We start from the raw sequence: 23982 nt of genomic DNA, 5'->3' as shown, positions 1-23982 counted from the left end.
CGTGCTACCTTCGGCTCATGAACGTCGACGGTGTGTTTGTGGGGGAACCGAGCGTCCTGGGCCACCGCCGGGACCGGCCGGTGCTGAGCGCGATCACGAAGGCGCGGGTCACGGCGCCGGAGCTGGCCTTGACCGAGCTGAACCTCGACGGCGACCGGCAGGCCGACCTGACCGTGCACGGCGGGGTCGACAAAGCGGTTTACGTCTACCCGGCCGAGCACTACCCGGCCTGGGCGGCGGAGGGGTTCGACGCCGAGCCGGGCGGCTTCGGCGAGAACGTCTCGCTGACCGGCGTCACCGAGGACGACGTCCGGATCGGGGACGTCTGGGCCTGGGGTGACGCGCTGGTCCAGATCTCCCAGCCGCGGCAGCCGTGCTTCAAGCTGGCGATGAAGACCGGCCGCAAGGACGTCACGCCGCTGATGATCGACAGCGGGCGCTGCGGCTGGTACCTGCGGGTGCTGCGGCCCGGCACGGTGCCGACGGCCGGGCCGGTCGAGCTCGCCGAGCGCGCGGACGGCCCGACGATCACCGAGGTGTACCTCGTCTCCTTCGCCAACTACGGGCAGCTGCCGGAGGACAAGGTCGAGGCGGCGCTCGACCTCGCCGACCGGGTGCTGGCCACACCCGCGCTCTCGGCGTCCTACCGCGACGGCGTCCAGTCCACTGTGGACCGCTGGCGGGCGCGGCGTGCCGGGTGACGGCCGCATCGCCCGCGGCGACGCGACCCGGCGGCTGGTGCTGCGCCGGGCCGTCGACGTCGCTTCGGTGGACGGCCTCGAGGGCCTGTCCCTCGGCAGGCTGGCCACCGAGCTGGAGCTGAGCAAGAGCGGCGTGTTCGCGCTGTTCGGCTCCAAGGAGGACCTGCAGCTCGCGACGATCGAAGCCGCGCTGGAGATCTTCCGTTCTTCCGTGACGACCCCGGCCCGCGCGGCCGAGCCGGGCCTGCCGCGGCTGCGCGCGGTGTGCGAGAAGTGGCTGGACTACTCGGAGCGGCGCGTCTTCCCGGGCGGCTGCTTCTTCTTCAACGTCGGCGCGGAGTTCGACGCCCGCCCGGGCCGGGTACACGACGCGGTGGCGGCGGCGAGCGGCTCGTTCGCGGCTTTCCTACGGGAAACCGCGGAGGAGGCGGTCGCGCTCGGGCACGTCCACGCGGACGCCGAGCTGCTGGCGTTCGAACTCCACGCGCTGGGCCGCGCGGCCAACGCGGACGCCGTCCTGAACGGGGGCACCCGGGCCTACGCACTGGCCAGGCGGGCGATCCGCGCCCGCCTGGCCGGCTGACGTCACTTCCAGTCGACCTGCGGGGAGCGGTAGAAGTCGATCCCCTGCGCCACCCAGCGCGGGGCCTGCTTCGCCAGCCGCGGCCGGTAGGCGTCCCAGTTGTGCGTCGACCGCGGCGACCAGCCGATCTCCGCGATCCCCGGCAGGCGCGGGAACGCCATGTACTCGATGTCGTCGCTGGTGCGGATCGTCTCGGTCCACAGCGGCGCTTCGACGCCCGCGATCTGGCTCTCGCCGACGCCGTCGACCAGGGTCGCGGGGTCCCAGTTGTAGCCGTCGCGCACCTCGATCAGCGCGGCCCAGTCCTGACCCAGCGGGGTCGAAGCGTCGTACTTCATGTCGAGGTACGCGTAGTTCGCCGGCGACATGAGGATCTTGTTGCCGCGCGCCGCGGCCGCCGCGACGTCCGGGTTGGCGCCGCCGAAGTCCCAGTACTGCGGGACCGCCGACACCGGCGGGACCGACTTGGCGATCTCGTGCCAGCCGGTGACCTTCTTGCCGTACTTGGCGACGATCGGCTGCACCTTGCGCTCGAACGTCAGGTAGTCCGCGGGCGGCGTCGAGTGGGCCTCGTCGCCGCCGATGTGCAGGTACGGCCCGGGCGTCAGGGCCGCCAGCTCGCGCACGACGTCCTCGACGAACTTGTACGTGATCGGCGAGGAGATGCACAGCGAGCTGTAGCCCACCTCGGTGTCCGTGCGTGGCGGCACCGCGACGCCGTCGCAGTTCAGCTCCGCGTACGTCGACTGCGCCGCGTTCGTGTGGCCCGGCATGTCGATCTCCGGGATGACCGTGATGTGCCGCGAAGCCGCGTACGCGACGATGTCCTTGTACTGCGCCTGCGTGTAATAGCCGCCCGGGTCGCCGTCGACCGCGGTCCGCCCGCCGACCGTCGCCAGCTTCGGCCAGCTCTTGATCTCGATCCGCCAGCCCTGGTCGTCGGCCAGGTGCAGGTGCAGCGTGTTGACCTTGTACTGGGCGATCTGGTCGATGTACAGCTTGACCTGGTCGGGCTTGAAGAAGTGCCGGGCGACGTCGAGCATCGCGCCGCGCTGGGCGAAGCGCGGGTAGTCGAGGATCGTGCCGCCGGCGACGGTCCACGTCCGGTGCTGCACGCGCTTCGCCTCGATCGCCGACGGCAGCAGCTGCCGCAGCGACTGCACGCCTTCGAAGAGCCCGTCGGCGGTGTTGGCCGTCAGCGTGACGCCGTCGCGCGCGACCTGCAGCCGGTAACCCTCGGTGCCGATCCGCGGGTCGTGACCGAGCTTCAGCGCGACGGCGGGCAGGCCGGCGGCGTGCGGCACGACCGGCAGCGGGTAGCCGGTGGCCGGGCGCAGCAGGCCGCGCAGGTAGTCCGCGACCTGGCCGGCCCCGCGGTCGGCCGTGATCACGGTGCGCGGCGTGAGCCGGAATCCGGCCTTGGCGTCGGCCTTCGCCGAGACGGGCGCCGGGACGACGTCGGTCACGCTGCGTTCGGGGGCGGCCGCGGCGGAAGCGGGCAGGCCGGCGGCCGTGAGACTCACGACGGCCGCGGTCAGGACGGCTCGGGACAAGCGCATCGAAGCACCTCCGGTCGGGGACTCCCTGCAAAGGTACAGACCAGCCGGTGCATTTGGAACAGCTCTTAACGAAGGGCGGCCCGGATGGCCTCCAGGACGCTCGGGTCCTCGATCGTGGAGGGCACCGCCTCCTCGCGGCCGTCGGCGATCGCGCGCATCGTCTTGCGGAGGATCTTCCCCGACCGCGTCTTCGGCAGTGCGTCCACAATGGACACGTCACGGAACGCGGCCACCGGGCCGATGTCCCGCCGGACCATCGCCACGAGTTCGTCGCGCAGCTGGTCCGAGGCGATGTCCGCGCCCGCCTTCAGCACCACGAAGCCGCGTGGCAGCTGGCCCTTGAGCTGGTCGGCGACGCCGATCACGGCGCACTCGGCGACCGCCGGGTGCGCGGCCAGGACGGCTTCCATCGATCCGGTGGAGAGCCGGTGGCCGGCGACGTTGATGACGTCGTCGGTGCGGCCCATGACGAAGAGGTAGCCGTCTTCGTCGAAATACCCGGAGTCGCCGGTCAGGTAGTGGCCTTCGTAGCGGGAGAGGTAGGCCTCGCGGTACCGCTCGTCGTCGCCCCAGAGCGTCGGCAGCGAGCCGGGCGGGAGCGGCAGCTTCACGGTGATGGCGCCTTCGCGCCCGGCGGGCAGCTCGTCGCCGGCCTGGTCGAGGATCCGGACGTCCCAGCCGGGCACCGGCCTGGTCGCGGACCCGGCCTTGACGGCCATCGGTTCGAGGCCGCGTGGGTTGGCGGCGATCGGCCAGCCGGTCTCGGTCTGCCACCAGTGGTCGACGACCGGGACGCCGAGTTTCTCGTGGGCCCAGTGGTAGGTCTCCGGGTCGAGCCGTTCGCCGGCCATGAAGAGCGTCCGGAACTGCTTGAGGTCGTACTTCTCCAGCTCGCGGGCGTCCGGGTCGACCTTCTTGACGGCCCGCAGCGCGGTGGGCGCGGTGAACAGGGCCTGGACGCCGTGCTCGGCGATGACCCGCCAGAACGCGCCCGCGTCGGGCGTGCCGACGGGCTTGCCTTCGTACATCACCGTGGTCGCTCCGACCAGCAGCGGCGCGTAGACGATGTAGGAGTGCCCGACGACCCAGCCGACGTCGGAGGCGGTCCACCAGACGTCGCCGGCGTGGACGTCGTAGACGGCGGCCATCGAGTAGGCGAGCGCGACGGCGTGGCCCCCGGTGTCCCGCACGACGCCCTTCGGCTTCCCGGTGGTCCCGGACGTGTAGAGGATGTACAGGGGATCGGTGGCCGCGACCGGCACCGGTTCGGCGGGCTCGGCGCCGGCGGCCAGCTCGCGCCAGTCGAAGTGGCGGCCGCCCGTGGCCGGCGCCTGCTCGCGCTGCAGCATGACGACGTGGTCGGGCTGGTGCTCGGTCATGCCCAGCGCGGCTTCGATGATCGGCTGGTACTCGACCACCCGCGTCGGCTCGATGCCGCAGGACGCGGCCAGGATGACCTTGGGTTTGGCGTCCTCGATCCGCGCGGCGAGCTCCTTCGGCGCGAACCCGCCGAAGACCACGGAGTGCACGGCCCCGATCCGCGCGCAGGCCAGCATCGCGACGGCGGCTTCCGGCACCATCGGGAGGTAGACGATGACCCGGTCACCCTTCGTGACCCCGAGCGAGCGCAGCGCGCCGGCAAAGCGCGCGACGGTGTCCCGAAGCTCCTCGTACGTGTAGGTGCGTTGCCGTCCGGTCACGGGAGAGTCCCAGATCAGCGCGGCCTGGCCGCCGCGGCCGGCCTCGACGTGCCTGTCCAGCGCGTTGTAGGACGTGTTCAGTTCGGCGTCCGGGAACCACCGGTAGAAGGGCGGACGGGAGTCGTCCAGTGCCCGCTCCGGCGGCCTGGTCCAGCTGATCGACTCCGCCGCGGCCAGCCAGAACGCGTCCGGCTCGGCCAGGCTGCGCCGGTAGGCTTCGGAGTACGCGGCCATGCTCCGCTCCTTCGCGTGGACGTTGCGCCGATCCCCATCATGGCGCGGGAGCGGCGGGCGTGCCGGATTCCGCGGCGGAAAGACCCGGCAACCTCACGGAGGCCGGGAGCGTCCTAAGCTGGACCGCGGGAAAACGCCGCGTGACGGCCACGAAGTGAACACGGACAGTGAGGGGAGCCCGGCGGTGAACGGACTCGCGAGCGCGTTGCTCTCGCTAGCCCATTCCTTGTTCGGCCCGGGTTTCTGCCCCGGCGACTGGGTCTGGGCCACGAGTGCGGCCGGCGCGCTCGTCGCGCTGCTACCGCCGATCGGCGCGGTCGCCGTGTCGGTCATCCGGAAGGGCACGGGCAACCGCTACGACGCCACGACGCTGTCGGTGTTCGGCGCGATCGGCCTGTTCAGCGCGCTGGTGCTGCCCTGGCTGCTGTCCAACGGCGTCTCCGGCGTCTACCGGGCGGCGTTCGCGGGCGAGAAGACCGGCCTGAGCAAGACCGAGCTCTCGACGCTGAACGGCGCCGGCGGCTGCTGGGTCGACAACCAGAAGGACTACCTCGGCGGCGGCCAGACCGTCTACGACGTGCTGTTCTCGAAGAACGGCAGTGACCTCCCGTTCTTCGTCTACCTGCTGGCCTTCGTCGTGCTGGGCGCCGGCTCGCTGTTCTTCGTGATGCTGCAGGGCCGCACGGCCTTCCGCCGCGGCCCGAAGTGGCCGTCACGGTTCTTCTGGATCCCGTTCGCCGCGATGCTGGTGTTCAGCGTCGGCATGGAGGCGAACACCGCGCTGCACTTCTGGCTCGGTTTCCTGCCGTTCAGCGTGCTGGGCCTGATCCCGGTGGCGATGGTCGGCCCGCCGCCGTGGTCGGTGATCAACCGGTCGGACCGGTCGGACGAGCCGCCGCCCCGCCGGCCGGAGCCGCAGGGCCCGCCGCCGTCGCAGGTGCAGCCGCGCCCGACCCCGCCGCCTCCGCCGCCCCCGGTCAACCGCCCGTACCCGAAGACGGCGCTGGCGTCGGCGCCCGAGCCGCCGTCCCCGCCGGGCGGCATGCTGGCCGCGGCCCCGGGCCCGATCCCGCCGCCGCCCGGTTCCCGCAACGCCGGTGGCAGCCGCTACCGCCGCGTCAAGCAGCTGGGCGCGGGCGGGTTCGGCACGGTCTGGCAGGCCGTCGACACCCAGCTGAACCGCACGGTCGCGCTGAAGATCGCGCACGCACCGGACCGCGACACGGCCGAGCGCATGCAGCGCGAGGCCCGCGCGCTGGCCGTGGTCAGCCACCCGAACTGCGTGAAGGTCTACGACCTCGCCGAGGAGCCGGACGGCCTGGCGCTGGTGATGGAGTACCTCGAAGGCCGTCCGCTGGCCGAGCTGGTCGACGGCCAGGGCCCCCTCGACGACGTCGCGGCGGGCCGCCTCTGGGCGACGATGGCTGGCGCACTGGCGGCGGCCCACGAGAAGGGCGTCCTGCACCGCGACATCAAGCCGTCGAACATCGTGCTGGACCCGAGCGGCCTGGCCCACCTGATCGACTTCGGCATCGCCCGCAGCCAGGGCGACTCGAAGATGACGGCCACCGGGATGATGATCGGCACGCCCGACTTCGTCGCCCCGGAGCAGGCCATGGGCTCGCCGGCCTCCCCGGCGTCGGACGCCTGGCAGCTGGCGGCGACGATCAGTTACGCGCTGTCGGGCCAGCCCCCGCGCGGCACCCGCGAGACGCCGATGGCGGCCCTGATGGCGGCCGCGCGGGCGGACCCGGTGACGCGGCTGCCGCAGCGGAGCGCCCACGCCCGCCTGCTGGCGGCGTCCCTGGACCCGGAGCCCCGCCGCCGCCCGACCCTGAACGCGGTGCGCCGCGAGGTGGAGGGCTGGCTGTCGCGGGCGGGCAAGTCCGCCGACGGCCCGGTGACGCGGGTGGTACCGCGCCAGCCGGGAAGCCAGCTGCCCCGCCGCTAGCCGGGCTGCACGGCCGAGAAGCTCACGAGCTCCTTCGGCCGTGCCTTCACCGCGACCTGCTCGAAACCCGCCTCCTCCAGGCGTCCCGGCAGGGTCGACGCGTCGAGGACGTTCATCGTGTCGCCGATGTGCAGGAGCCGGAAGCGGAAGCTGAGCTGGCTGTCCGTACCGCAGAACCGGCCGCCCGGCCGCAGCACCCGGGCGGCCTCGGCGAAGATCGCGTCCTGCAGCGACGTCGTCGGGACGTGGTGCAGCATCGTGAAGCACACCACCGCCGAAAACCGCCCGGCTGCGAAGGGCATCTCCGCGCCGCTGCCCCCGACGACCTCCGCGCGGGCGCCGAACTTCTCCCGCAGGAGCGCCGTCGAGGCCGGGTCGATCTCCAGGACCGTCAGCTTCGGGACCACGTCGAGCAGCACCTTGGTGGTGGCCCCGAAGCCGGGGCCGATCTCGAGGACATCGTCGCCCAGGTCGTGTTTCGCGAGCCAGCCGGGCAGCACGTCCTCGACCATCGAGGCCCACTTGGCCGAGCTGCAGATCTTGCGGTGGATCAGGTTCATCGGCATGCGTCCGACGCTATTTCGGCCCGCCGGTGACCGGTAGCCGATACGCTGCCAACCAATGTCGCGAAACAGCCAAGCCATGCTCCTCGGAGCGTTCGACCTGCCCGCGGGCACCTGGTTCCCGTGGCACGAGCACCCGGTCCACCAGCTGGTCTGGTCGGCCCGCGGGGTCGTCGCGGTCAAGGCGGGCGACGCGGCCTGGGTGCTGCCGCCGACGCGCGCCCTCTGGATGCCCGCCGGCGTCCGGCACCGCACGGGCGCGCTCGGGCGGGCGGCCCTGCGGGGGATCTACGCCGACCCGACGCTGTCACCGGTGTCGTGGCCGGAGCCGCGGATGGTCGTCGTGCGGCCGTTGCTGCGGGAGCTGCTGGAGTACCTGACCGGTGACGGCGTCGGGCCCGACGCCCGGCTGCGTGCCGAAGCCGTGGCCTTCGACCTGCTCGAACCGCTGGACGTGGTGCCGATCGTGGTGCCCGCGCCGAGCGACCCGCGCGCCCTCGACGTGGCGACGGCGGTGCTCGCGAACCCGGCGGACTCGCGCACGCTCGCCGAGTTCGGCCGGGACGTCGGCGCCGCCGAACGCACCCTCGCGCGGATCTTCGTCCGCGAGTGCCGGATGCCGTTCGGGACGTGGCGCACGCAGGTGCGGCTGCGTGCGGCGTTGCCGCTGCTGGCCCAGGCGACGCCGCTGGAGACGGTGGCCTACCGCGTGGGGTACAGCTCGGCGAGCGCGTTCGTCGCGGCCTTCCGGCGGGCGGTCGGTGTCACGCCGGGGGCGTACTTCGCGGGCTGACGCTCGGCTCATGCGCCCCAATGTGGCGTTCGGTGCGTCAGACGCACCCAATGTGGCGTTCGGTGCGTCGAGCGCACCCAATGTGGCGTTCGGTGCGTCGAGCGCACCCAATGTGGCGTTCGGTGCGTCGAGCGCACCCAATGTGGCGTTCGGTGCGTCCAGCGCACCCAATGTGGCGTTCGGTGCGTCAGACGCACCCAATGTGGCGTTCGGTGCGTTGGACGCAACCAACGCCACATTGGGGCGCTTGTGGCCCGGACGAGTTACCGCCAGGACGGCAGCCAGCGCTCGGCTTCCCACTGGCCGTTCGTGATCGCGATGCCGTTCAGGATCGGCCACAGCCAGGCGAAGTTCGCCACCACCAGCCCGACGTACAGCGACACCACGAGCAGACCTGTCCCGCGTCGCTCGAACCCGCGCCGGGCGCTGCCCAGGATCTGGCCCAGGCACAACGTCAGCCCGAGCACCAGGAACGCGGCCAGCGGGGTCGCGTAGAAGAAGTACATCTGGCGGTCGATGTTGGTGAACCAGAAGACGTACCCGCCGAGGTAGCCGACCAGCACGGCCGCGTAGCGCCAGTCCGCGCGGAAGATCGAGCGCCACGCCGCCCAGCCGAGCATCGGGATCGCCAGCCACCACATCGCCGGGGTGCCGATCAGCATCGTCGCGCTGATGCAGCGGGCCTCGCCGCAGCCGGTGACTTCGCCGTTGTAGCTGTAGAGCATCGGGCGCAGCCCCATCGGCCACGTCCACGGCTTCGACTCCCACGGGTGCGGGCTGTCCTTCGGCGTGACCAGGGTTTCGTGGAAGTGCAGGACGTTCGCCGTGTAGTCGCCCAGCGAGCGCAGCGCCGGCGGCATCCACGACCAGAAGCCCGGCGCGATGTCCTTGATCTCGGTGTAGTGCCGGTCGGTCGCGGTTTCGCTGGCGAACCACGCCCAGTACGCGGCGAAGTACATCAGGAACGGAATGACCAGGATGGCCCACAGCGCGGGCGCCACGTCCCGGCGGATCGTGCCCAGCCATGGCCGTTCGACGCCGGCCGCGCGCCGCGCCGCGACGTCGAAGAAGACGGTGAGCAGCCCGAACGCGACGATGTAGTACAGCGCCGACCACTTGACGCCGAAGGTGAGCCCGATCATCAGCCCGGTCGCGAACCGCCACCAGCGGAAGCCCAGTTTGGGGCCCCAGACCGACTCGTTGATCCAGCCCTCGCGGACCGCCGTCGCGAGCCGTTCGCGCACCTGGTCGCGGTCGGCGAGCACGCAGGCGAACGCGGCGAGCACGAACAGCGCGATGAAGATGTCGAGCATGCCCATGCGCGACTGCAGGTGCAGCACGCCGTCGCTGATCACCAGGATGCCGGCGATGCCGCCGAGCAGCGTCGAGCGCGTCAGGCGGCGGGCGATGCGGATGACCAGCAGCACCATCAGCGTGCCGGCCAGCGCGGGCATGATGCGCCAGCCCCAGCCGTTGTAGCCGAACAGCCATTCGCCGATCGCGATCAGCTGCTTCGCCAGCGGCGGGTGGACGACCAGTTCGTAGCCGTAGTTGTCCTCGTAGCCGCCGTTGCGCAGCACCTGCCACGCCTGCGGCACGTAGTGCTTCTCGTCGAAGACCGGGCTGCCCTTGTCCGTCGGCTCGCCGAGGTTCTGCAGGCGGACGATGCCGCCGATCAGCGTCAGCACGAGGGTGACGACCCAGCCGCGGAGCCGGTCCGCCGGCATGCCGCGGCCGAGCAGAGTCAGTTCGCGGTCGGTGGGCGGCCGGAGCGCCTCGACCGGGTCCGGCCGGACGCTTTCGTCGTCGGGACGGGTCAGCACGGCGGTCACGGGGGCGATCCTACGGGCGAGGCAGGGCGTGCGTCGTCCGGATCCGCTGATCAGCCTAGGCTGGCGTGGTGACCCAGGGCCGCCTCATCCTCGCCGCCACCCCGCTCGGCGACGTCCGCGACGCTTCCCAGCGCCTGGCCACGGCCCTGGCGGAAGCCGACGTCGTCGCGGCCGAGGACACCCGCCGGTTCCGCGCGCTGGCGGCAGCGCTGGAGGTGACCCCGCGCGGCCGGGTGGTGAGCTTCTACGAAGACGTCGAGTCGGCTCGCCTGCCGAAGCTGCTCGAAGCGTTGCACGCGGGCGAGACGGTGGTCCTGGTGACGGACGCCGGCATGCCGAGCGTGTCCGACCCGGGCTTCCGCCTGGTGGCGGCGTGTGTGGCGGCTTCACTGCCGGTGACGTGCCTGCCGGGCCCGTCCGCGGTGACGACGGCGCTCGCGTTGTCCGGGTTGCCCTGTGACCGGTTCTGTTTCGAGGGTTTCGCCCCCCGCAAGCCGGGCGAGCGGACACGCTGGCTGACGGCGTTGCGCGACGAGCCCCGGACGGCGGTGTTCTTCGAGTCCCCGCACCGGTTGGAGTCGCTCCTGACGGATGCGGTGTCCGTTTTGGGCGGTTCCCGGCAGGCTGCGGTGTGCCGCGAGCTGACGAAGACGTACGAAGAGGTGAAGCGGGGAACGCTGGCGGAGCTGGCCGCGTGGGCCGAGGAGGGTGTCCGCGGCGAGATCACGGTGGTGCTGGCCGGGGCTTCGCCACGGGCGGTTTCGGTGGCGGACCTGGTGGCCGAGGTGTCGGACCGGGTGGCGGCCGGCGAGCGGCTGAAGTCGGCGGCGGCCGAGGTCGCCGAGGCGGCCGGGGTGTCCAAAAAGGAGCTTTACGACGCTGTACTGGCCTCCCGGAAGTCGTAGTGGCGCATATCGGAGGCACCTGGCAGCGCCTCGGAGCCGAACCAGTGGAGTACCCGTGACCGGCAAGATTTCGATGCGGATGCACCGGGCGGACGGCCGCCAAGTGAACCTCGCCGATCTGCTGAACCTGATCCCCGGCGATGATTTCTGCTGGTCGTTCCTGGATTTCGAAGGGGTCGGCGGTACCGGGCCCCGAGGGGAAAGCATCCTCGAATTCGAGGAGCTGGTGGAAAACGGCGGGGTGGGTTATGTGCTTTCGTGGCCTGAACTCGTCTGGTTCGCCGGGCAGCTGAAGCAGGTCATCAACTGCTGGCTCGTGGCCGTCCGTGTCGCCGCGGACCTGGAACATGTTTCGGAAGAGGGCGGAGCCGAGGTCGTCGTCGAGGCCTTCGACAGTACGACCTGGGAAGTGCAAGCCACGGATCAGGAGCTGGTTCGCCGGTTCTCCGGGTTTGCTGCCGTCGATCGAGCCGACTGAGGGAAGCGGCGCACGCGAGCTAGGTCAGCAGCGCCGTCACGGCGGCATGCGCCTTCTCCGCGTCAGGCGCGTCCCCGGTGATCACGTCCGTGTACACGAACGACTCGCCGATCCGCACCAGCAGGTAGGCCAGGTCCGGCACCGGCAACGGCGGATCCAGCCGGCCGGCGGAAACCTCGCCCGTCAGCAGGGTCTCCAGCTTCTCCGTCGTCCTGCGCTGGCAAACGCTTGCGCGCGTCGTCAGCAGCCGCAGCGCTCGCTCCGGCTCGCGGCGCAGGAAGTCGCGGAACGGGGGTGAGTCGTTCGCCATCCGGACGTACCCGCTCACGAAGTCCGCGATCCCCGCGGCTCCGCGTCCGACGCACGACGGCCACAGCCGGGCGATCGTGACGTCCGACAGCGACCACAGGATCTCGCCCAGCAAAAGATCGCGGGAGCCCACCCGCCGGTGCAGCGTCGCCCGGCTGATCGACAGCTCCTGGGCCAGTTCCCCCATGTCGACCCGGCGGCCGGCGAGGAACCAGTCACGAGCGACCTCGAACTCCTGAGACATATGTCAGAATGTCTCACAACCACTGGGCTGTTGACGGAGAGGGAACGCGACATGCGCGCAGTGCAGGTGACCGAGTTCGGCGGACCCGAGGTGCTCACGCCGGTCGAGCTGCCCGACCCGGTGGCCGGGCCCGGCGAGGTCCTCATCGACGTCGACCGCGTCGGCGTCAACTACGCCGACACCCACCAGGCCGAAAACAGCTACCTCGCGCCGAGCAAGCTGCCGCTCGTCCCCGGTGGCGAGGTCGTCGGGCGCACGCCGGACGGCAGGCGTGTGGTCGCCCTGCTCAACGGGGGCGGGTACGCCGAAAAGGCCGTCGCCCCGGAAGCCACGACCTTCCCGGTGCCCGACGGCATCGACGACCTCACCGCGCTGTCCATGCTGGTCCAGGGCACCACCGCCTGGGTCCTGCTGCGCAAGAACGCCCACCTCGAACCGGGCGAATCGGTCGTCGTGCACGCCGCCGCCGGCGGGGTCGGGACCGTCGCCGTGCAGCTGGCGAAGGCCTGGGGCGCCGGCCGCGTCATCGCCACGGCGAGCAGCGACGAGAAGCGCGCGCTCGCCCTCGAGCTCGGCGCCGACGTCGCCATCGACTCCCGCGCCGAGGACATGACGGCCGCCCTGAGCGAGGCGAACAACGGCCGCCGCGTCGACGTCGTGCTCGACATGGTCGGCGGGAAGACGACCGACCAGAGCATCGCCGCGCTGGCCCCGTTCGGCCGCCTCGCGTTCTACGGCATGGCCGGCCGCGAAAACCCGAAGCCGGTCGAGCTGCGCAACGTCCTCGGCCACAGCACCACGATCAGCGGCATGTGGCTGCCGCACGTCTTCCGCCTGCCGGGCAACGTCTTCGGGACCGCCCTGACCGAGCTGTTCGACCTCGTGAAGAGCGGCAAGCTCAAGGCCGTCCCGGGCGGCGAGTACGCGCTGTCGGACGCCCGCGGCGCCCACGAGGCCCTGCGCTCCCGCAAGACCGTCGGCAAGCTACTGCTGGACCCCGGCAAGTAGCGGATTCGCCAGGAGGTGTTCCAGGGGTGCCGCCTTGTGGAGGCACTCCTGCCACTCCGCCTCCGGGTCCGAATCCGCCGTGATGCCGCCACCGACACCCAGCGCGATGGTGCCGGACGCGATCTCGAACGTCCGGATCGCGACGTTCAGCTCCAGCCCTGCCACCGGTGACACCAGCCCGATCGCGCCCGTGTAGACCCCGCGGCCGCACGGCTCCAGCGAAGCGATCAGGTCCAGGGCGCGGATCTTCGGCGCGCCCGTCACCGAGCCCGGCGGGAACGTCGCCGCCAGCAACGCCGCATCCGAGACCGGCGGCCGCAGCACGCCCGTTACCGTCGAGTCCAGGTGCCAGACCCCCGGTGCCGGCCGGACCTGCAGCAGGGACGGCACCGTCACCGAGCCCACTTCGCACACCCGGCCGAGGTCGTTGCGGACCAGGTCGGTGATCATCACGTTCTCCGCGACGTCCTTCGCGGACCGGCGCAGCAGCTCGGCGTTCCCGTCGTCCGCGGGCCCGCGGCGGGGGAGCGTCCCCTTGATCGGCGTCGAGCGCACCGCGCGGCCGTGGCGGGCGAGGAACAGCTCCGGCGAGAACGAAACCACCGAGCCCCACGGTCCCGACAGGTAGGCCGCGCGGCGAGGCGCCAGTAGAGACACTCCCGCGGCGAACAAGGCCGCGGGCGATCCCGAGAACGAGCCGGTGAACCGCGTGCAGATGTTGGCCTGGAACAGCTCGCCCGCCTCGATCGCGTGCACGCACGCCTTCACCGCGTCCCGGTGCTCCGACGGCAGCGGACGTCGCAACGGCCCCGCGGTCCAGGACGAAGGCGGCGCCGGTGCGGCCAGCAGGGATTCCATTGTGGACACCGATGGGCCGCCGCCGTCGAGGGACTCCAGGTGGCACGTGCCGGCTGCGGACCACCGGAGCACGTGGTCCGTCCAGCCCCACGCGGAGGCGGGCAGCGCGCCCGTGCGGCCCGACGGGTCCGCCAGGTCGTAGGCCAGGTACCCGAACCAGCCGCCGCCGATGACGCCCGGCGGTGCGTCGAGCTCCGGCGCACCCGCGGGGAACGCGCCCGGGGCCACCGCCAGCGAAGGCGCGATCACCGCCTGCGAGCCGAACCACTCGCCGGACAGCATCGCGGGCGGCGGCAACCCCCGCGAAGCGGCATGGTGGGCCAGCACCGCGAGCGCGCGCGACGGCGTCACGTCCGTCCGGAGTGGCCTGCTCGTCACGCGCATGGCGACATTGTCGCCGCTCCTACAGCAAAAGGTCGCCCAATGTGAACGGGTACACGACGGCGTTCTGCTCCACCGGACCGGCGATGCCGGGGACGTCCGGCGTGAGCGCGTGCTGGTGCACGCCGAGCCGCGAGTGGAACCAGCCCGCCCGGCCCGGGATGCCGTTGTGCCGGATCAGCCACAGCACGACTTCGCTGTCGGCCCAGCGGTCCGGGTGCAGGCGGTGCTGCCAGCAGTCGTAGTCGGCGTAGACCAGCACCCGCTCGATGCGCGCCGCGTGCCGGACGTGCTTGATCCACGCCTTGACGAACCGGTCGTCGACGCTCGGCGCCGCCACCTCCAGCGCCGGCGCGAGCGAGCCGGGGGCGAACGCGCCGAGCCTGCTCGCCGTGCGCACGAAGAAGTCGGCCTGGTCGTGGACCGCGCCGGGGCGCGCGTAGTGGCGGCCGCCGGCGTGCAACCCCGCTTCCTGGGCGCCGGCCAGGTTGCGTTCCGCGGCGGAGTTGCTCCAGTTGACGTTCTCGCTGATCGTCACCGACACGAACCGGGTGTGCGCGCTGCGCACGGCCTGCCAGTCGGCCACGTGCTCGCGGTGCGACAGCGAAATGCCGAGCTCACTCTCCGGCTCTGTCACTGTCCGCCCCCGGCACGTCGGTGGAGAGCACACCATACGTCGCCGGAGGCGGACCCGCAGTGACACACACCGTGATGATCAGGCGTTTTCCTTCTGGAACGTCCGGGTGCCCCACCACACGGACAACACCGCCATCACCAGCACCACGACACCGCCCGTGAACAGGGCGTCCATCGTGAAGTCGCCGCGGAAGGTGTTCCGCTCGACGTCGACCACGTGCCGGAAGGGGTTGATCTGCGAAACCGTGTACAGCCAGTCCGGGGCGACACCGGACGTGATCGGCAGCAGGATCCCGGAGAGCAGCAGCAGCGGGATGAGCACCGCGTTGAGCAGGGCCGGGAACGTCTCCTCGCTCTTGAGCGTCAGCGCCAGCGCGTAGGAGCACGACGCCAGCGACACCGCCAGCAGGAACACGATCAGCAGGCTCAGCAGCACGCCGCCGACCGGCGCGGCCAGGTCGAACGCCAGGTAGGCCAGCGCGATGATCAGCAGCGCCTGGACCACCGCCTGCAGGGCGTTGGCCAGCACCTTGCCCAGCAGCAGCGCGACCCGGCTGACCGGCGTCACCCGGAACCGCTCGACGACGCCGGAGCGGTACTCGGCCAGCAGGCCGAAGCCGACGAACGAGCTGCCGAACAGGGCCAGCTGGGCGATGAGCGCCGGGGTGAGCAGCATCCAGCCGTCCACTTCGGACAGGCCCTGCCCCTGCATCGCCTTGACCATCAGCGGCCCGAACAGGAACAGGTACAGCAGCGGCTGCATGATCCCGATCAGCACCCAGGTCGGGTTGCGCAGCGCCGCCGTCATTTCGCGGCGGAAGATCAGCCAGGTGTCACGCAGCACGGCCGGCCTCCTCCGCTTCCCGCAGCGATCGCCCGGTCAGGGTCAGGAAAACGTCGTCGAGCGTGGGCCGGTGCACCTGGACCGACAGCATCGCGATGCCCTTGGCGTCCAGCGCGCGCAGCAGCTCCGGCAGCGCGACGTCGCCGCGCGGCACCCGGAACCGGACCTCCCCGCCGTCGACGGACAGCTCCTGCGCCCCGGTCAGCCGCCCGGCGATCTCGGCGGCGTCGGTGGCCTGCCCAGGTTCGACGCCGACCTCGACGCGGTCGCCGTTGACCCGCGCCTTCAGCGCGTCCGGCGTCCCTTCGGCGACGATCCGGCCGTCGTCGATGACGATCAGCCGGTCGGACAGCGCGTCCGCCTCGTCGAGGTAGTGGGTCGTCAGGAACACGGTGACGCCCTGCTCGGCGCGCAGCCGGCGGATGTGGTCCCACAGGTTGGCGCGGCTCTGCGGGTCGAGGCCGGTCGACGGCTCGTCGAGGAACACCAGGCCCGGCGAGTGGATCAGCCCGAGCGCGATGTCGAGCCGCCGCCGCTGCCCGCCCGACAGCGTCTTGGTCAGCCGCTGGTCCAGCCCGGTCAGGTCGAGCTGCTCGGCGAGCTCGGCGCCGCGCGCGATCGCGTCGGCCTTGCTCATCCGGTAGAGCCTGCCCTGCAGCTCCAGCTCGTCGGCGACCTTGCTTTCGGGCGCGCTGCCGCCACCCTGGGCGACGTAGCCGATCCGCTTGCGCACACCAAGAGGGTCGGTGAGCAGGTCGCAGCCGCCGACGGTCGCGGTGCCCGCCGTCGGCCGCAGCAGCGTGGTCAGCATGCGCAGCGTGGTCGTCTTCCCGGCGCCGTTGGGCCCGAGGAAGCCGACCAGCTCGCCCGCGTCGACGTCGAGGTCGACGCCCTGCACCGCGTGGACTTCGCCCCCAGTGCGGCCCTTGCGGCGGAACCGCCGCTCGAGACCGCGTGCCGTGATCATGGAGAACCCCTCTCAATTGTGGTCAAAGCCGGTAATCAAACTTGACTAGTCGAAGCCGACACCTTGCCCGACGCATCGTCCACTAGTCAAATTTGATTACGCAGGCGGATCGCCGAACGCCCGGCCGGCGTCGCCTGCCATCTCGTAGTCGCCGGCCGCCAGCCGCGCGATCAGCGCCCGGGTCCACTCCAGGCCGGTGCGGGCCTGCGCCGACCACAGCCGGAACAGCTCGGCGACGTGCTCGGCCTGCCCCCAGTGCGCGGTGTCCTCGATCATCAGGCTCGCGCTCCGCTCCTCGGACTCGAGGATGACGAGCCGGTGCTCGAGCAGGCTGATCGCGCGCTTGCGGGGCAGGGCGGTCAGGAACGAGACGCCGGCGGCAACCTCGGCCGCGGCGGCGGTCGGCTCGGACAGCGCCTTCGCCAGCAGCAGGTGGAACTCCTGGTCGCCTTCTCGCGTGATGCGGTATGCGGTGCGGTCCGGGCCGCCCTCGCCCGGCTCGACGTCGACCTGCTCCAGCAGGTCCTCGGCCGTCATCTTCTTCAGCGCGTGGTAGATCGACCCCGGCTGGACGTTGGCCCACTTGTCCGCCGACCAGGTCAGCAGCTCACGCCGCACCTGGTAGCCGTGCGCGCGGCCGTACATGCGCACCACCCCGAGCACGAGCAGCCGTGTCGCCGACAACCGGACCTCCCTCTGGAATACGCGCGTGACGCCCTCCGTAGGCTAATAAGGTATGAGCACCCCTGTGTTGACCGCGGTGGCCTGGCCCTATGCCAACGGCCCCCGCCACATCGGCCACGTGTCCGGATTCGGCGTCCCGTCCGACGTCTTCTCCCGCTACCAGCGAATGGCCGGCAACCGGGTGCTCATGGTGTCCGGGACCGACGAGCACGGCACCCCGATCACCGTCCAGGCGGACAAGGAGAACTCGACCCCGCAGGAGACGGCGGACAAGTACACCCGCCAGATCGGCACCGACCTGCAGGGCCTCGGCCTGTCCTACGACCTGTTCACGCGGACCACCACCGGCAACCACGCCCAGGTCACGCAGCAGATCTTCCTGGCGCTGCACCGCAACGGCTACGTCGTGCCGAAGACCACCCGCGGCGCGATCAGCCCGTCCACCGGCCGCACGCTGCCCGACCGCTACGTCGAGGGCACCTGCCCGATCTGCGGGTACGACGGCGCGCGCGGCGACCAGTGCGACAACTGCGGCAACCAGCTCGACGCCGCGGAGCTGATCAACCCGAAGTCGCGGATCAACGGCGAGACGCCGAAGTTCGTCGAGACCGAGCACTACTTCCTCGACCTGCCGGCGTTCACCAAGACCCTGGGTGACTGGCTGGGCACCAAGACCGACTGGCGCCCCAACGTCCTCAACTTCACCAAGAACCTGATCGACGACATGCGGCCGCGGCCGATCACCCGCGACCTCGACTGGGGCGTCAAGATCCCCCTCGACGGCTGGCGCGACCAGCCGCTGAAGCGGTTCTACGTCTGGTTCGACGCGGTGATCGGGTACTTCTCGGCCAGCGTCGAGTGGGCCCGCCGCTCCGGCAACCCGGACGCGTGGCGGGAGTGGTGGGACAACGCCGACGCGCGCTCCTACTACTTCATGGGCAAGGACAACATCACCTTCCACGCCCAGATCTGGCCGGCGCTGCTGTTCGGCCACAACGGCGAGGGCGACAAGGGTGGCGAGCCGGGCACGTACGGCCGCCTGCACCTGCCCGACGAGATCGTCTCCAGCGAGTTCCTCACCATGAGCGGCTCGAAGTTCTCGACCTCGCGCGGGCGCGTGATCTACGTCGAGGACTTCCTGCGCGATTTCGGCCCGGACACGCTGCGGTACTTCATCTCGGTCGCCGGCCCGGAGACCCAGGACACCGACTTCACCTGGGACGAGTTCGTCCGCCGGACCAACTTCGAGCTGGCCAACGAGTGGGGCAACCTGGTCAACCGGTCCATCTCGATGGCGCACAAGAACGTCGGCGCCATCCCGCGCCCGGAGGCCCCGACCGCGGCCGACGAAGAGCTGAAGGCGTTGTCGCGCAAGGCGTTCGACACCGCGGGCGCGCACCTGGCCCGGTCCCGGTTCAAGCTGGCGGCGGCCGAGGCGATGAAGGTCGTCACCGCGGCGAACAAGTACATCTCCGACCAGGAGCCGTGGAAGCTCAAGGACGACCCCACGCGGCGCGACACCGTGCTGCACACCGCGCTGCAGGTCGTCTCGGACGCCAACACGCTGCTGACGCCGTTCCTGCCGCACTCGGCCCAGAAGGTGCACGAGGCCCTCGGCGGCACCGGCGTCTGGGCCGCCCAGCCGGAGCTCAAGGAGGTCGAGGACCTCGACATCGACGGCCGGGTCAACCCGATCCTCACCGGCGACTACGCGGCCGAGCAGGCGAAGTGGGAGTCGACGCCGATCGAGGTCGGCAAGCCCCTGGCCAAGCCGTCGCCGCTGTTCACGAAGCTCGACCCGGCGCTCGGCGAGACCGGCCCGGAGTGGGCGCCGATCATCAAGGAGTAAGAAGGACGCATGGGTGATCAGAAGCGCGAGCTGCCGCCGGTCCCGGACAGGCTCCCGGTGTCGGTGGTGGACGCGCACACCCATCTCGACGCGTGCGGCGCGGTCACCGCGGCCGATGTCACGGCCATGGTCGACCGCGCCGAGCGCGCCGGCGTCGCGCGCGTCGTCACGGTCGCCGACGACCTCGCCTCGGCCCGCTGGGCCGCGGAGGCCGCCACCTGGGACCGCCGGGTCTGGGCCGCCGTCGCGATCCACCCGACCCGGACCAAGGAGTTCGGCGAGGCCGAGCAGGCCGAGATCGAGCGGCTGGCCGGGCACGAGCGGGTGGTCGCCGTCGGCGAAACCGGCCTCGACTACTACTGGGACTACTCGCCGCACGACGCCCAGCAGGAGGCGTTCCGCTGGCACATCGACCTCGCGAAGCGGCTCGGCAAGCCGCTGATGATCCACGACCGCGAGGCCCACGACGACGTGTTGCGCATCCTGGCCGAAGAGGGTGCGCCGAATGCCGTAATTTTCCATTGTTTTTCCGGGGACGCGGAAATGGCCCGCAAGTGCGTCGACGCGGGCTTTGTCCTTTCCTTCGCGGGCACGGTGACGTTCAAGAACGCGAAGGGCCTCCACGAGGCGGCCCGGCTCTGCCCGCCGGGGCAGTACCTCGTCGAGACCGACGCGCCGTTTCTGACCCCCCACCCGTTCCGTGGGCGGCCGAACGAGCCGTTCGGCGCCGCTTACACCGTCCGTCACCTCGCGGCGCTCAGGGGCGAAGCTGTCCACGAAGTCGCCGAGGCGGTCCGGACCACCGCCGAGCGGATCTATCGACTCCCCAGCGTCACATCGGGGTGAACGCATTGCGACAACAGGGTTTCCGGCTCGTCCACCTGATGGAGTGACCCAGATCACGACACTCCGGGGGGTGTTTGCGCAACCCGCCTCGACCCGTTACTGTCCCGTGATCGTGCCGGTCGGTACTGCACTCAGCAGTTGCCGATTGTCACGCCCAGTCGTAGAGGCGGCGCCCCCGACCGTCGTCTCGTGAAAGGGAACGATCCCCGGTGACAGGTAGCAGACAGGCTGGAGCGCGCTCCGCGGCCGTCCTCGATCGGCATTACGAGGACACCGCATACGGCCAGCTCGACTTCTCCGACGACCCGAACATCACGCAGCAGGACATCCTCGCCGCGCTCGGCCCCGACGCCGACGCGATGATGGCCGAGATCGACGTCGACGTCGACGAACTGATCCGCCTCATCAACGCCGAGACGACCTACCTGCCGCCGATCGTCATCCCGGACGGCCTCGAGGAGGACCGCACCGCTTCCCCCGAAGCGCGTCGTGCGGCTCTGGACGAGGGCCTCCGCCAGACGACCAAGGTCTGGAAGCGCCGGTTCCTCAAGGGCGCCGTCCTCAGCGTCATGATCAGCGTCGCCGGCGGCGGCGCGGCCGCGCTGGCGATGAACAAGAGCATCACCGTCGACGTCGACGGCCACCAGCAGACCGTGCACTCCTTCGGCGACACCGTCGGCGAGGTGCTCGAGGACGCGGGCCTGTCCGTCGGCGAGCACGACTCCCTGTCGCCCTCCCCGCAGGCGGAGGTCGGCGACGGCGGCGTCATCAAGCTCGAGCGCGGCCGTCAGCTGAAGCTGATCGTCGACGGCACCGAGCGCACCTCCTGGGTCCGCGCGACCCACCTCGGCGACGCGCTGACCCAGCTCGGCATGGCCGAGATGGACAAGCCCGGCACGTGGATGTCCATGCCGAAGGACGGCGAGCTGCCCCTGCAGGGCGCCACCGTCGAGATCAAGACCCTGAAGAACATCACCCTGTACGACGGCGGCAACGCGCCGAAGCAGGTGAAGACCACCGCGGTCACGACGAAGGAGTTCCTGGGCGAGTACAAGCTCACCCTGGGCCCGGAGGACGCCGCCGAGGGTGGCCTGGACGTCAAGCTGACCGACGGCGCCGAGGTGCACATCAGCCGCACCGGCGTGTCGACGGTCGTCCAGAAGGAGACGATCGACCCGCCCGAGCAGCGCGTCGACGACCCGGACCTGGAGCAGGGCAAGACCAAGGTCGACGACCCCGGCACGCCCGGCGAGAAGGAAGTGACCTACAAGGTCACGCAGAAGAACGGCAAAGAGGTCGGCCGGGAGAGCATCTCCGAGAAGATCATCACGCCGGCCAAGCCGAAGATCACCCGCGTCGGCACCAAGAAGCCGGCCGACCCGCCGATCGGCGACTCGTCCTCGTGGGACCGCATCGCGCAGTGCGAGTCGGGCGGCAACTGGTCCATCAACACGGGCAACGGCTACTACGGCGGCCTCCAGTTCGACAAGCGCACGTGGGACGCCTACGGCGGCGACCAGTACGCCGAACTCCCCAGCCAGGCCACCAAGGCCCAGCAGATCGCGATCGCGGAGAAGGTCCGCGACGCCCGCGGCGGCTACAGCGCCTGGCCGGTCTGCGGCAAGAAGGCCTGACAGCGGTTTCGAACCGGCCCTCACCTCTTCGCGAGGTGGGGGCCGTTTCGCGGGTGCGGGATGCCGCATCGGTAAGCTCCACCGGTGGTTGAACTGCTGGGACCGGCCGAAATCCGCGGGCTGGCGGCCGAACTCGACGTGCGGCCGACCAAGAAGCTCGGGCAGAACTTCGTGCACGATCCCAACACCGTCCGGCGGATCGTCGAGCTGGCGAACGTCGGCGAGGGCGACGTCGTCCTCGAGGTCGGGCCCGGGCTCGGGTCGCTGACGCTCGGGCTGCTCGACACGGGCGCGCGGGTCGTCGCCGTCGAGATCGACCCCAAGCTCGCCGAACGGCTGCCCAAGACGGTCGCCGAGCGGGGCCCGGCAGCCGCGGACCGGCTGACCGTCGTCGGCGCCGACGCCCTGCGCGTCACGCGCGCCGAACTGGGCGAGCCGACCGCTCTCGTCGCCAACCTGCCCTACAACGTCGCCGTGCCCGTCGTGCTGCACCTGCTGGCCGAAATCCCGTCGCTGCGGACCGGCCTCGTCATGGTCCAGACCGAGGTGGCCGACCGGATGGCCGCCGGCCCCGGCAGCCGGATCTACGGCGTGCCCAGCGTCAAGCTCGCCTGGTACGGCACCGCACGCAAGGTCGCCGCCGTGCCACGCTCGGTGTTCTGGCCGGTGCCGAACGTCGATTCCGCGCTCGTCGCGTTCGAACGCGGCGACTCGACGGCGTCCGAAGACCGGGAGCTGCTCTTCGGCCTGGTCGACGCCGCTTTCTCACAACGCAGGAAGACGCTGCGGGCCGCGCTCGCGGGCTGGGCGGGCTCGGCCGAGCGCGCCGGCGAGCTCCTGACGGCCGCCGGGATCGATCCCCGAACCCGTGGTGAGCAGCTGAACGTGCACGACTTCGCCCGGATCGCCGCCGCCCGTTAGCAATCCACAGTGGAAGCGTGAAAATACGCCCTCTCCGCCCGTGATCCCGCCATTCGGACACCGCCACTCGTGTGATCTGGGCCAACAGGCTTGCGTTCGCTCCTCGGGATCGGTTTTACTCAGTACGTCCATCCCGAGCGACTGAGAGACCTGGCTCGCCGAAGTCGCAGCAACCACCCTCCACAGGGCAGGTGCTACCGCCAGGACCGATGGAGGCCGTTTTCGATGAAGAGGGTAGCCCGCCCCCTGCTCCTGACCAGGCGTCGCGTTGTCGACGAAGGCCGCCGCTCCGTGACCGCATGTCGACGCTCCCACTGAGCTCGTCCTAGCCGGTCCACCTCTTCTTCATGCACCGTCCGAACAGGACGGAACTCGCTTGCGGCCGGGTGCCGCGCGCTGCGCGCACCCCGTTTTCTGGAGCCTTCGTGATCACCGTCGAAAACCTGTCCAAAACCTTTGCCACCAACGGAAACTCCGTCATCGCCCTGCACGACGTGAGCGTCGAGGTCCAGGCCGGCTCGCTGTTCGGCGTGGTCGGTCCCGCCGGGTCCGGCAAGTCCGTCCTCGCCCGCTGCATCGCGCTGCAGGAGCGCCCCGACCGCGGCGTCGTCCGGCTCGACGGCCTCAACACCGGCACCCTCGACGGCCGCCGCCTCCGCGAAATCCGCCGTCAGCTCGGCGTCGTCTCGACGAAGCCGGAGCTGATCGCCGAGCGCACCATCGCCGGCAACATCGCCTCCCCGCTGGAGCAACTCGGCGTCGACGGCCCGCAGCGCCGCAGCCGGGTCGGCTCGCTGCTCGACCTCGTCGGCCTGACCCAGCGCGCCGCGCAGCGGCCCGATGAGCTGTCCGCCGGCCAGCTCCGCCGCGTCGCGGTCGCGAAGGCGCTGGCGGCGGCACCGGCCGTGCTGCTGGCCGACGACCCGACCGCGGGTGTCGACCCGGAGGAGGCCGGCGCGGTGCTCGCCGTGCTCGACCGGGCGCGTTCCGAGCTGGGCACCACGGTCGTCGTCACGACGCCGGACGCGGGCGTGGTCCGCCGGGTCTGCGACGACGTCGCGGTGCTGGAGGACGGCACGGTCGTCGAGCGCGGCACGGTGCTCGACCTGATCTCGAACCCGGCCAGCCGCACCGCGCAGGCGCTGCTGCCCGCCATCGAGACCACCCGCGCGCAGGTGGCGCGCTACGACCGCTCGGCCGACGTCGTGCTGGTCGGCTTCGCCTCGGTGGGCGCGCTGCTGCCCGAGGCCGCCGGCCGCTTCGACGTCGAGTTCGCCACCATCGGCGGCGGCCTGACCCGCATCGGCGACACGCCGGTCGGCCGCTTCCGCCTGGGTGTCCGCGGCGAGCGCGCCGACGCGGCGCTGGCCTGGGTCGCCGAGCGCGGCGGCCACGTCACGCACACCGCGCGCGGCCCGCAGGGCGTGGCGGCTGCCTGACCCGGCCTGGCCTGGCCCCAAGCGCCCCAATGTGGCGTTCGGTGCGTCAGACGCACCCAATGT

General features: G+C 71.2%; 22 protein-coding genes and 1 riboswitch. Of the genes, 12 read left to right on the top strand and 10 right to left on the bottom strand.

Annotated features, from left to right (window positions below):
- Positions 1-17: 17 nt before the first annotated feature.
- The gene (locus tag BLW76_RS43490) at positions 18-701 is read left to right on the top strand and encodes an MOSC domain-containing protein (RefSeq protein WP_091318138.1); all 684 of its coding nucleotides are present in this window, start codon (positions 18-20) and stop codon (positions 699-701) included.
- Complete coding sequence (locus BLW76_RS43485; protein WP_091318137.1) at positions 691-1284, top strand: TetR/AcrR family transcriptional regulator; 594 nt, start codon at positions 691-693, stop codon at positions 1282-1284. The genes BLW76_RS43490 and BLW76_RS43485 overlap by 11 nt, the downstream gene beginning before the upstream one ends.
- A 2-nt stretch (positions 1285-1286) precedes the next feature.
- On the opposite strand, the gene BLW76_RS43480 is transcribed toward BLW76_RS43485, so the two are convergent.
- Positions 1287-2843 (bottom strand): beta-N-acetylhexosaminidase, encoded by a 1557-nt coding sequence (locus BLW76_RS43480; protein ID WP_091318135.1) that lies wholly within the window; start codon positions 2841-2843, stop codon positions 1287-1289.
- A gap of 65 nt (positions 2844-2908) precedes the next feature.
- Positions 2909-4777 (bottom strand): propionyl-CoA synthetase, encoded by a 1869-nt coding sequence (locus BLW76_RS43475; protein ID WP_091318133.1) that lies wholly within the window; start codon positions 4775-4777, stop codon positions 2909-2911.
- A 184-nt stretch (positions 4778-4961) separates the two neighbouring features.
- Here BLW76_RS43475 and BLW76_RS43470 point away from each other — a divergent pair, with 184 nt between their 5' ends.
- Positions 4962-6728, top strand: coding sequence for a serine/threonine-protein kinase (locus BLW76_RS43470; RefSeq protein WP_091318131.1), 1767 nt, complete (start codon positions 4962-4964; stop codon positions 6726-6728).
- Here the strand turns inward: BLW76_RS43470 and BLW76_RS43465 are convergent.
- A complete protein-coding gene (locus BLW76_RS43465; protein WP_091318130.1) occupies positions 6725-7294 on the bottom strand; it encodes a class I SAM-dependent methyltransferase in 570 nt (189 codons plus the stop codon). The two genes, BLW76_RS43470 and BLW76_RS43465, sit on opposite strands and share 4 nt — an antisense overlap.
- A 76-nt stretch (positions 7295-7370) precedes the next feature.
- On the opposite strand from BLW76_RS43465, the gene BLW76_RS43460 reads away from it, so the two are divergent.
- Positions 7371-8084 (top strand): AraC family transcriptional regulator, encoded by a 714-nt coding sequence (locus BLW76_RS43460; RefSeq protein WP_091318128.1) that lies wholly within the window; start codon positions 7371-7373, stop codon positions 8082-8084.
- Between the two features lie 263 nt (positions 8085-8347).
- On the opposite strand, the gene BLW76_RS43450 is transcribed toward BLW76_RS43460, so the two are convergent.
- Positions 8348-9916: a dolichyl-phosphate-mannose--protein mannosyltransferase gene (locus BLW76_RS43450; RefSeq protein ID WP_091318125.1), complete on the bottom strand. Its 1569-nt coding sequence runs from the start codon at positions 9914-9916 to the stop codon at positions 8348-8350.
- Between the two features lie 68 nt (positions 9917-9984).
- Between BLW76_RS43450 and rsmI the strand changes: the two genes are divergently transcribed.
- Positions 9985-10821, top strand: coding sequence for a 16S rRNA (cytidine(1402)-2'-O)-methyltransferase (rsmI, locus tag BLW76_RS43445; protein WP_091320613.1), 837 nt, complete (start codon positions 9985-9987; stop codon positions 10819-10821).
- A 55-nt stretch (positions 10822-10876) separates the two neighbouring features.
- A complete protein-coding gene (locus BLW76_RS43440) occupies positions 10877-11299 on the top strand; it encodes a hypothetical protein (RefSeq protein WP_091318123.1) in 423 nt (140 codons plus the stop codon).
- 19 nt (positions 11300-11318) lie between these two features.
- Here BLW76_RS43440 and BLW76_RS43435 read toward each other — a convergent pair whose 3' ends face one another.
- Positions 11319-11852, bottom strand: a complete 534-nt coding sequence (locus tag BLW76_RS43435) for a QsdR family transcriptional regulator (RefSeq protein ID WP_091318121.1) — start codon at positions 11850-11852, stop codon at positions 11319-11321.
- 51 nt (positions 11853-11903) lie between these two features.
- On the opposite strand from BLW76_RS43435, the gene BLW76_RS43430 reads away from it, so the two are divergent.
- Positions 11904-12860 (top strand): quinone oxidoreductase family protein, encoded by a 957-nt coding sequence (locus BLW76_RS43430; RefSeq protein ID WP_091318120.1) that lies wholly within the window; start codon positions 11904-11906, stop codon positions 12858-12860.
- On the opposite strand, the gene BLW76_RS43425 is transcribed toward BLW76_RS43430, so the two are convergent.
- From BLW76_RS43425 to BLW76_RS43405, 5 genes are all read right to left on the bottom strand, one after another.
- Positions 12837-14102: an aminodeoxychorismate synthase component I gene (locus BLW76_RS43425; RefSeq protein WP_091318118.1), complete on the bottom strand. Its 1266-nt coding sequence runs from the start codon at positions 14100-14102 to the stop codon at positions 12837-12839. The two genes, BLW76_RS43430 and BLW76_RS43425, sit on opposite strands and share 24 nt — an antisense overlap.
- Before the next feature lie 19 nt (positions 14103-14121).
- Positions 14122-14736 (bottom strand): glycoside hydrolase family 25 protein, encoded by a 615-nt coding sequence (locus tag BLW76_RS43420; protein ID WP_091318117.1) that lies wholly within the window; start codon positions 14734-14736, stop codon positions 14122-14124.
- 78 nt (positions 14737-14814) lie between these two features.
- On the bottom strand, positions 14815-15579 hold the full coding sequence (locus BLW76_RS43415) for an ABC transporter permease (RefSeq protein ID WP_091318115.1): 765 nt from the start codon (positions 15577-15579) through the stop codon (positions 14815-14817).
- Entirely contained in the window at positions 15569-16546 is a 978-nt protein-coding gene (locus tag BLW76_RS43410) for an ATP-binding cassette domain-containing protein (protein WP_091318114.1), read from the bottom strand. The genes BLW76_RS43415 and BLW76_RS43410 overlap by 11 nt, the downstream gene beginning before the upstream one ends.
- A gap of 96 nt (positions 16547-16642) precedes the next feature.
- A complete protein-coding gene (locus BLW76_RS43405) occupies positions 16643-17230 on the bottom strand; it encodes a PadR family transcriptional regulator (RefSeq protein ID WP_091318112.1) in 588 nt (195 codons plus the stop codon).
- A 52-nt stretch (positions 17231-17282) separates the two neighbouring features.
- On the opposite strand from BLW76_RS43405, the gene metG reads away from it, so the two are divergent.
- The 5 genes from metG (at position 17283) to BLW76_RS43380 (ending at position 23919) form a co-directional block, all read left to right on the top strand.
- Positions 17283-19079 (top strand): methionine--tRNA ligase, encoded by a 1797-nt coding sequence (metG, locus tag BLW76_RS43400; RefSeq protein ID WP_208613496.1) that lies wholly within the window; start codon positions 17283-17285, stop codon positions 19077-19079.
- A 9-nt stretch (positions 19080-19088) separates the two neighbouring features.
- A complete protein-coding gene (locus tag BLW76_RS43395; RefSeq protein ID WP_091318109.1) occupies positions 19089-19925 on the top strand; it encodes a TatD family hydrolase in 837 nt (278 codons plus the stop codon).
- Positions 19926-20134: 209 nt separating this feature from the next.
- Entirely contained in the window at positions 20135-21559 is a 1425-nt protein-coding gene (locus BLW76_RS43390) for a resuscitation-promoting factor (protein ID WP_091318108.1), read from the top strand.
- Positions 21560-21643: 84 nt separating this feature from the next.
- Positions 21644-22480 (top strand): 16S rRNA (adenine(1518)-N(6)/adenine(1519)-N(6))-dimethyltransferase RsmA, encoded by an 837-nt coding sequence (gene rsmA / locus BLW76_RS43385; protein WP_091318106.1) that lies wholly within the window; start codon positions 21644-21646, stop codon positions 22478-22480.
- Between the two features lie 125 nt (positions 22481-22605).
- Positions 22606-22696: riboswitch (SAM riboswitch) on the top strand.
- A 209-nt stretch (positions 22697-22905) separates the two neighbouring features.
- On the top strand, positions 22906-23919 hold the full coding sequence (locus BLW76_RS43380; RefSeq protein WP_091318104.1) for a methionine ABC transporter ATP-binding protein: 1014 nt from the start codon (positions 22906-22908) through the stop codon (positions 23917-23919).
- The last annotated feature ends 63 nt before the right edge of the window (positions 23920-23982 follow it).

The organism is Amycolatopsis tolypomycina, assembly GCF_900105945.1.
Classification (GTDB): Bacteria; Actinomycetota; Actinomycetes; order Mycobacteriales; family Pseudonocardiaceae; genus Amycolatopsis; species Amycolatopsis tolypomycina.
This window is presented reverse-complemented; position numbering and strand designations above follow the sequence as displayed.

Coding starts and splice junctions, on each gene's coding strand:
- BLW76_RS43460 (WP_091318128.1), top strand. CDS start 7,371: ATGCTCCTCGGAGCGTTCGACCTGCCCGCGGGCACCTGGTTCCCGTGG.
- BLW76_RS43490 (WP_091318138.1), top strand. CDS start 18: ATGAACGTCGACGGTGTGTTTGTGGGGGAACCGAGCGTCCTGGGCCAC.
- BLW76_RS43410 (WP_091318114.1), bottom strand. CDS start 16,546: ATGATCACGGCACGCGGTCTCGAGCGGCGGTTCCGCCGCAAGGGCCGC.
- BLW76_RS43465 (WP_091318130.1), bottom strand. CDS start 7,294: ATGCCGATGAACCTGATCCACCGCAAGATCTGCAGCTCGGCCAAGTGG.
- BLW76_RS43435 (WP_091318121.1), bottom strand. CDS start 11,852: ATGTCTCAGGAGTTCGAGGTCGCTCGTGACTGGTTCCTCGCCGGCCGC.
- BLW76_RS43395 (WP_091318109.1), top strand. CDS start 19,089: ATGGGTGATCAGAAGCGCGAGCTGCCGCCGGTCCCGGACAGGCTCCCG.
- metG (WP_208613496.1), top strand. CDS start 17,283: ATGAGCACCCCTGTGTTGACCGCGGTGGCCTGGCCCTATGCCAACGGC.
- BLW76_RS43475 (WP_091318133.1), bottom strand. CDS start 4,777: ATGGCCGCGTACTCCGAAGCCTACCGGCGCAGCCTGGCCGAGCCGGAC.
- BLW76_RS43425 (WP_091318118.1), bottom strand. CDS start 14,102: ATGCGCGTGACGAGCAGGCCACTCCGGACGGACGTGACGCCGTCGCGC.
- BLW76_RS43480 (WP_091318135.1), bottom strand. CDS start 2,843: ATGCGCTTGTCCCGAGCCGTCCTGACCGCGGCCGTCGTGAGTCTCACG.
- BLW76_RS43430 (WP_091318120.1), top strand. CDS start 11,904: ATGCGCGCAGTGCAGGTGACCGAGTTCGGCGGACCCGAGGTGCTCACG.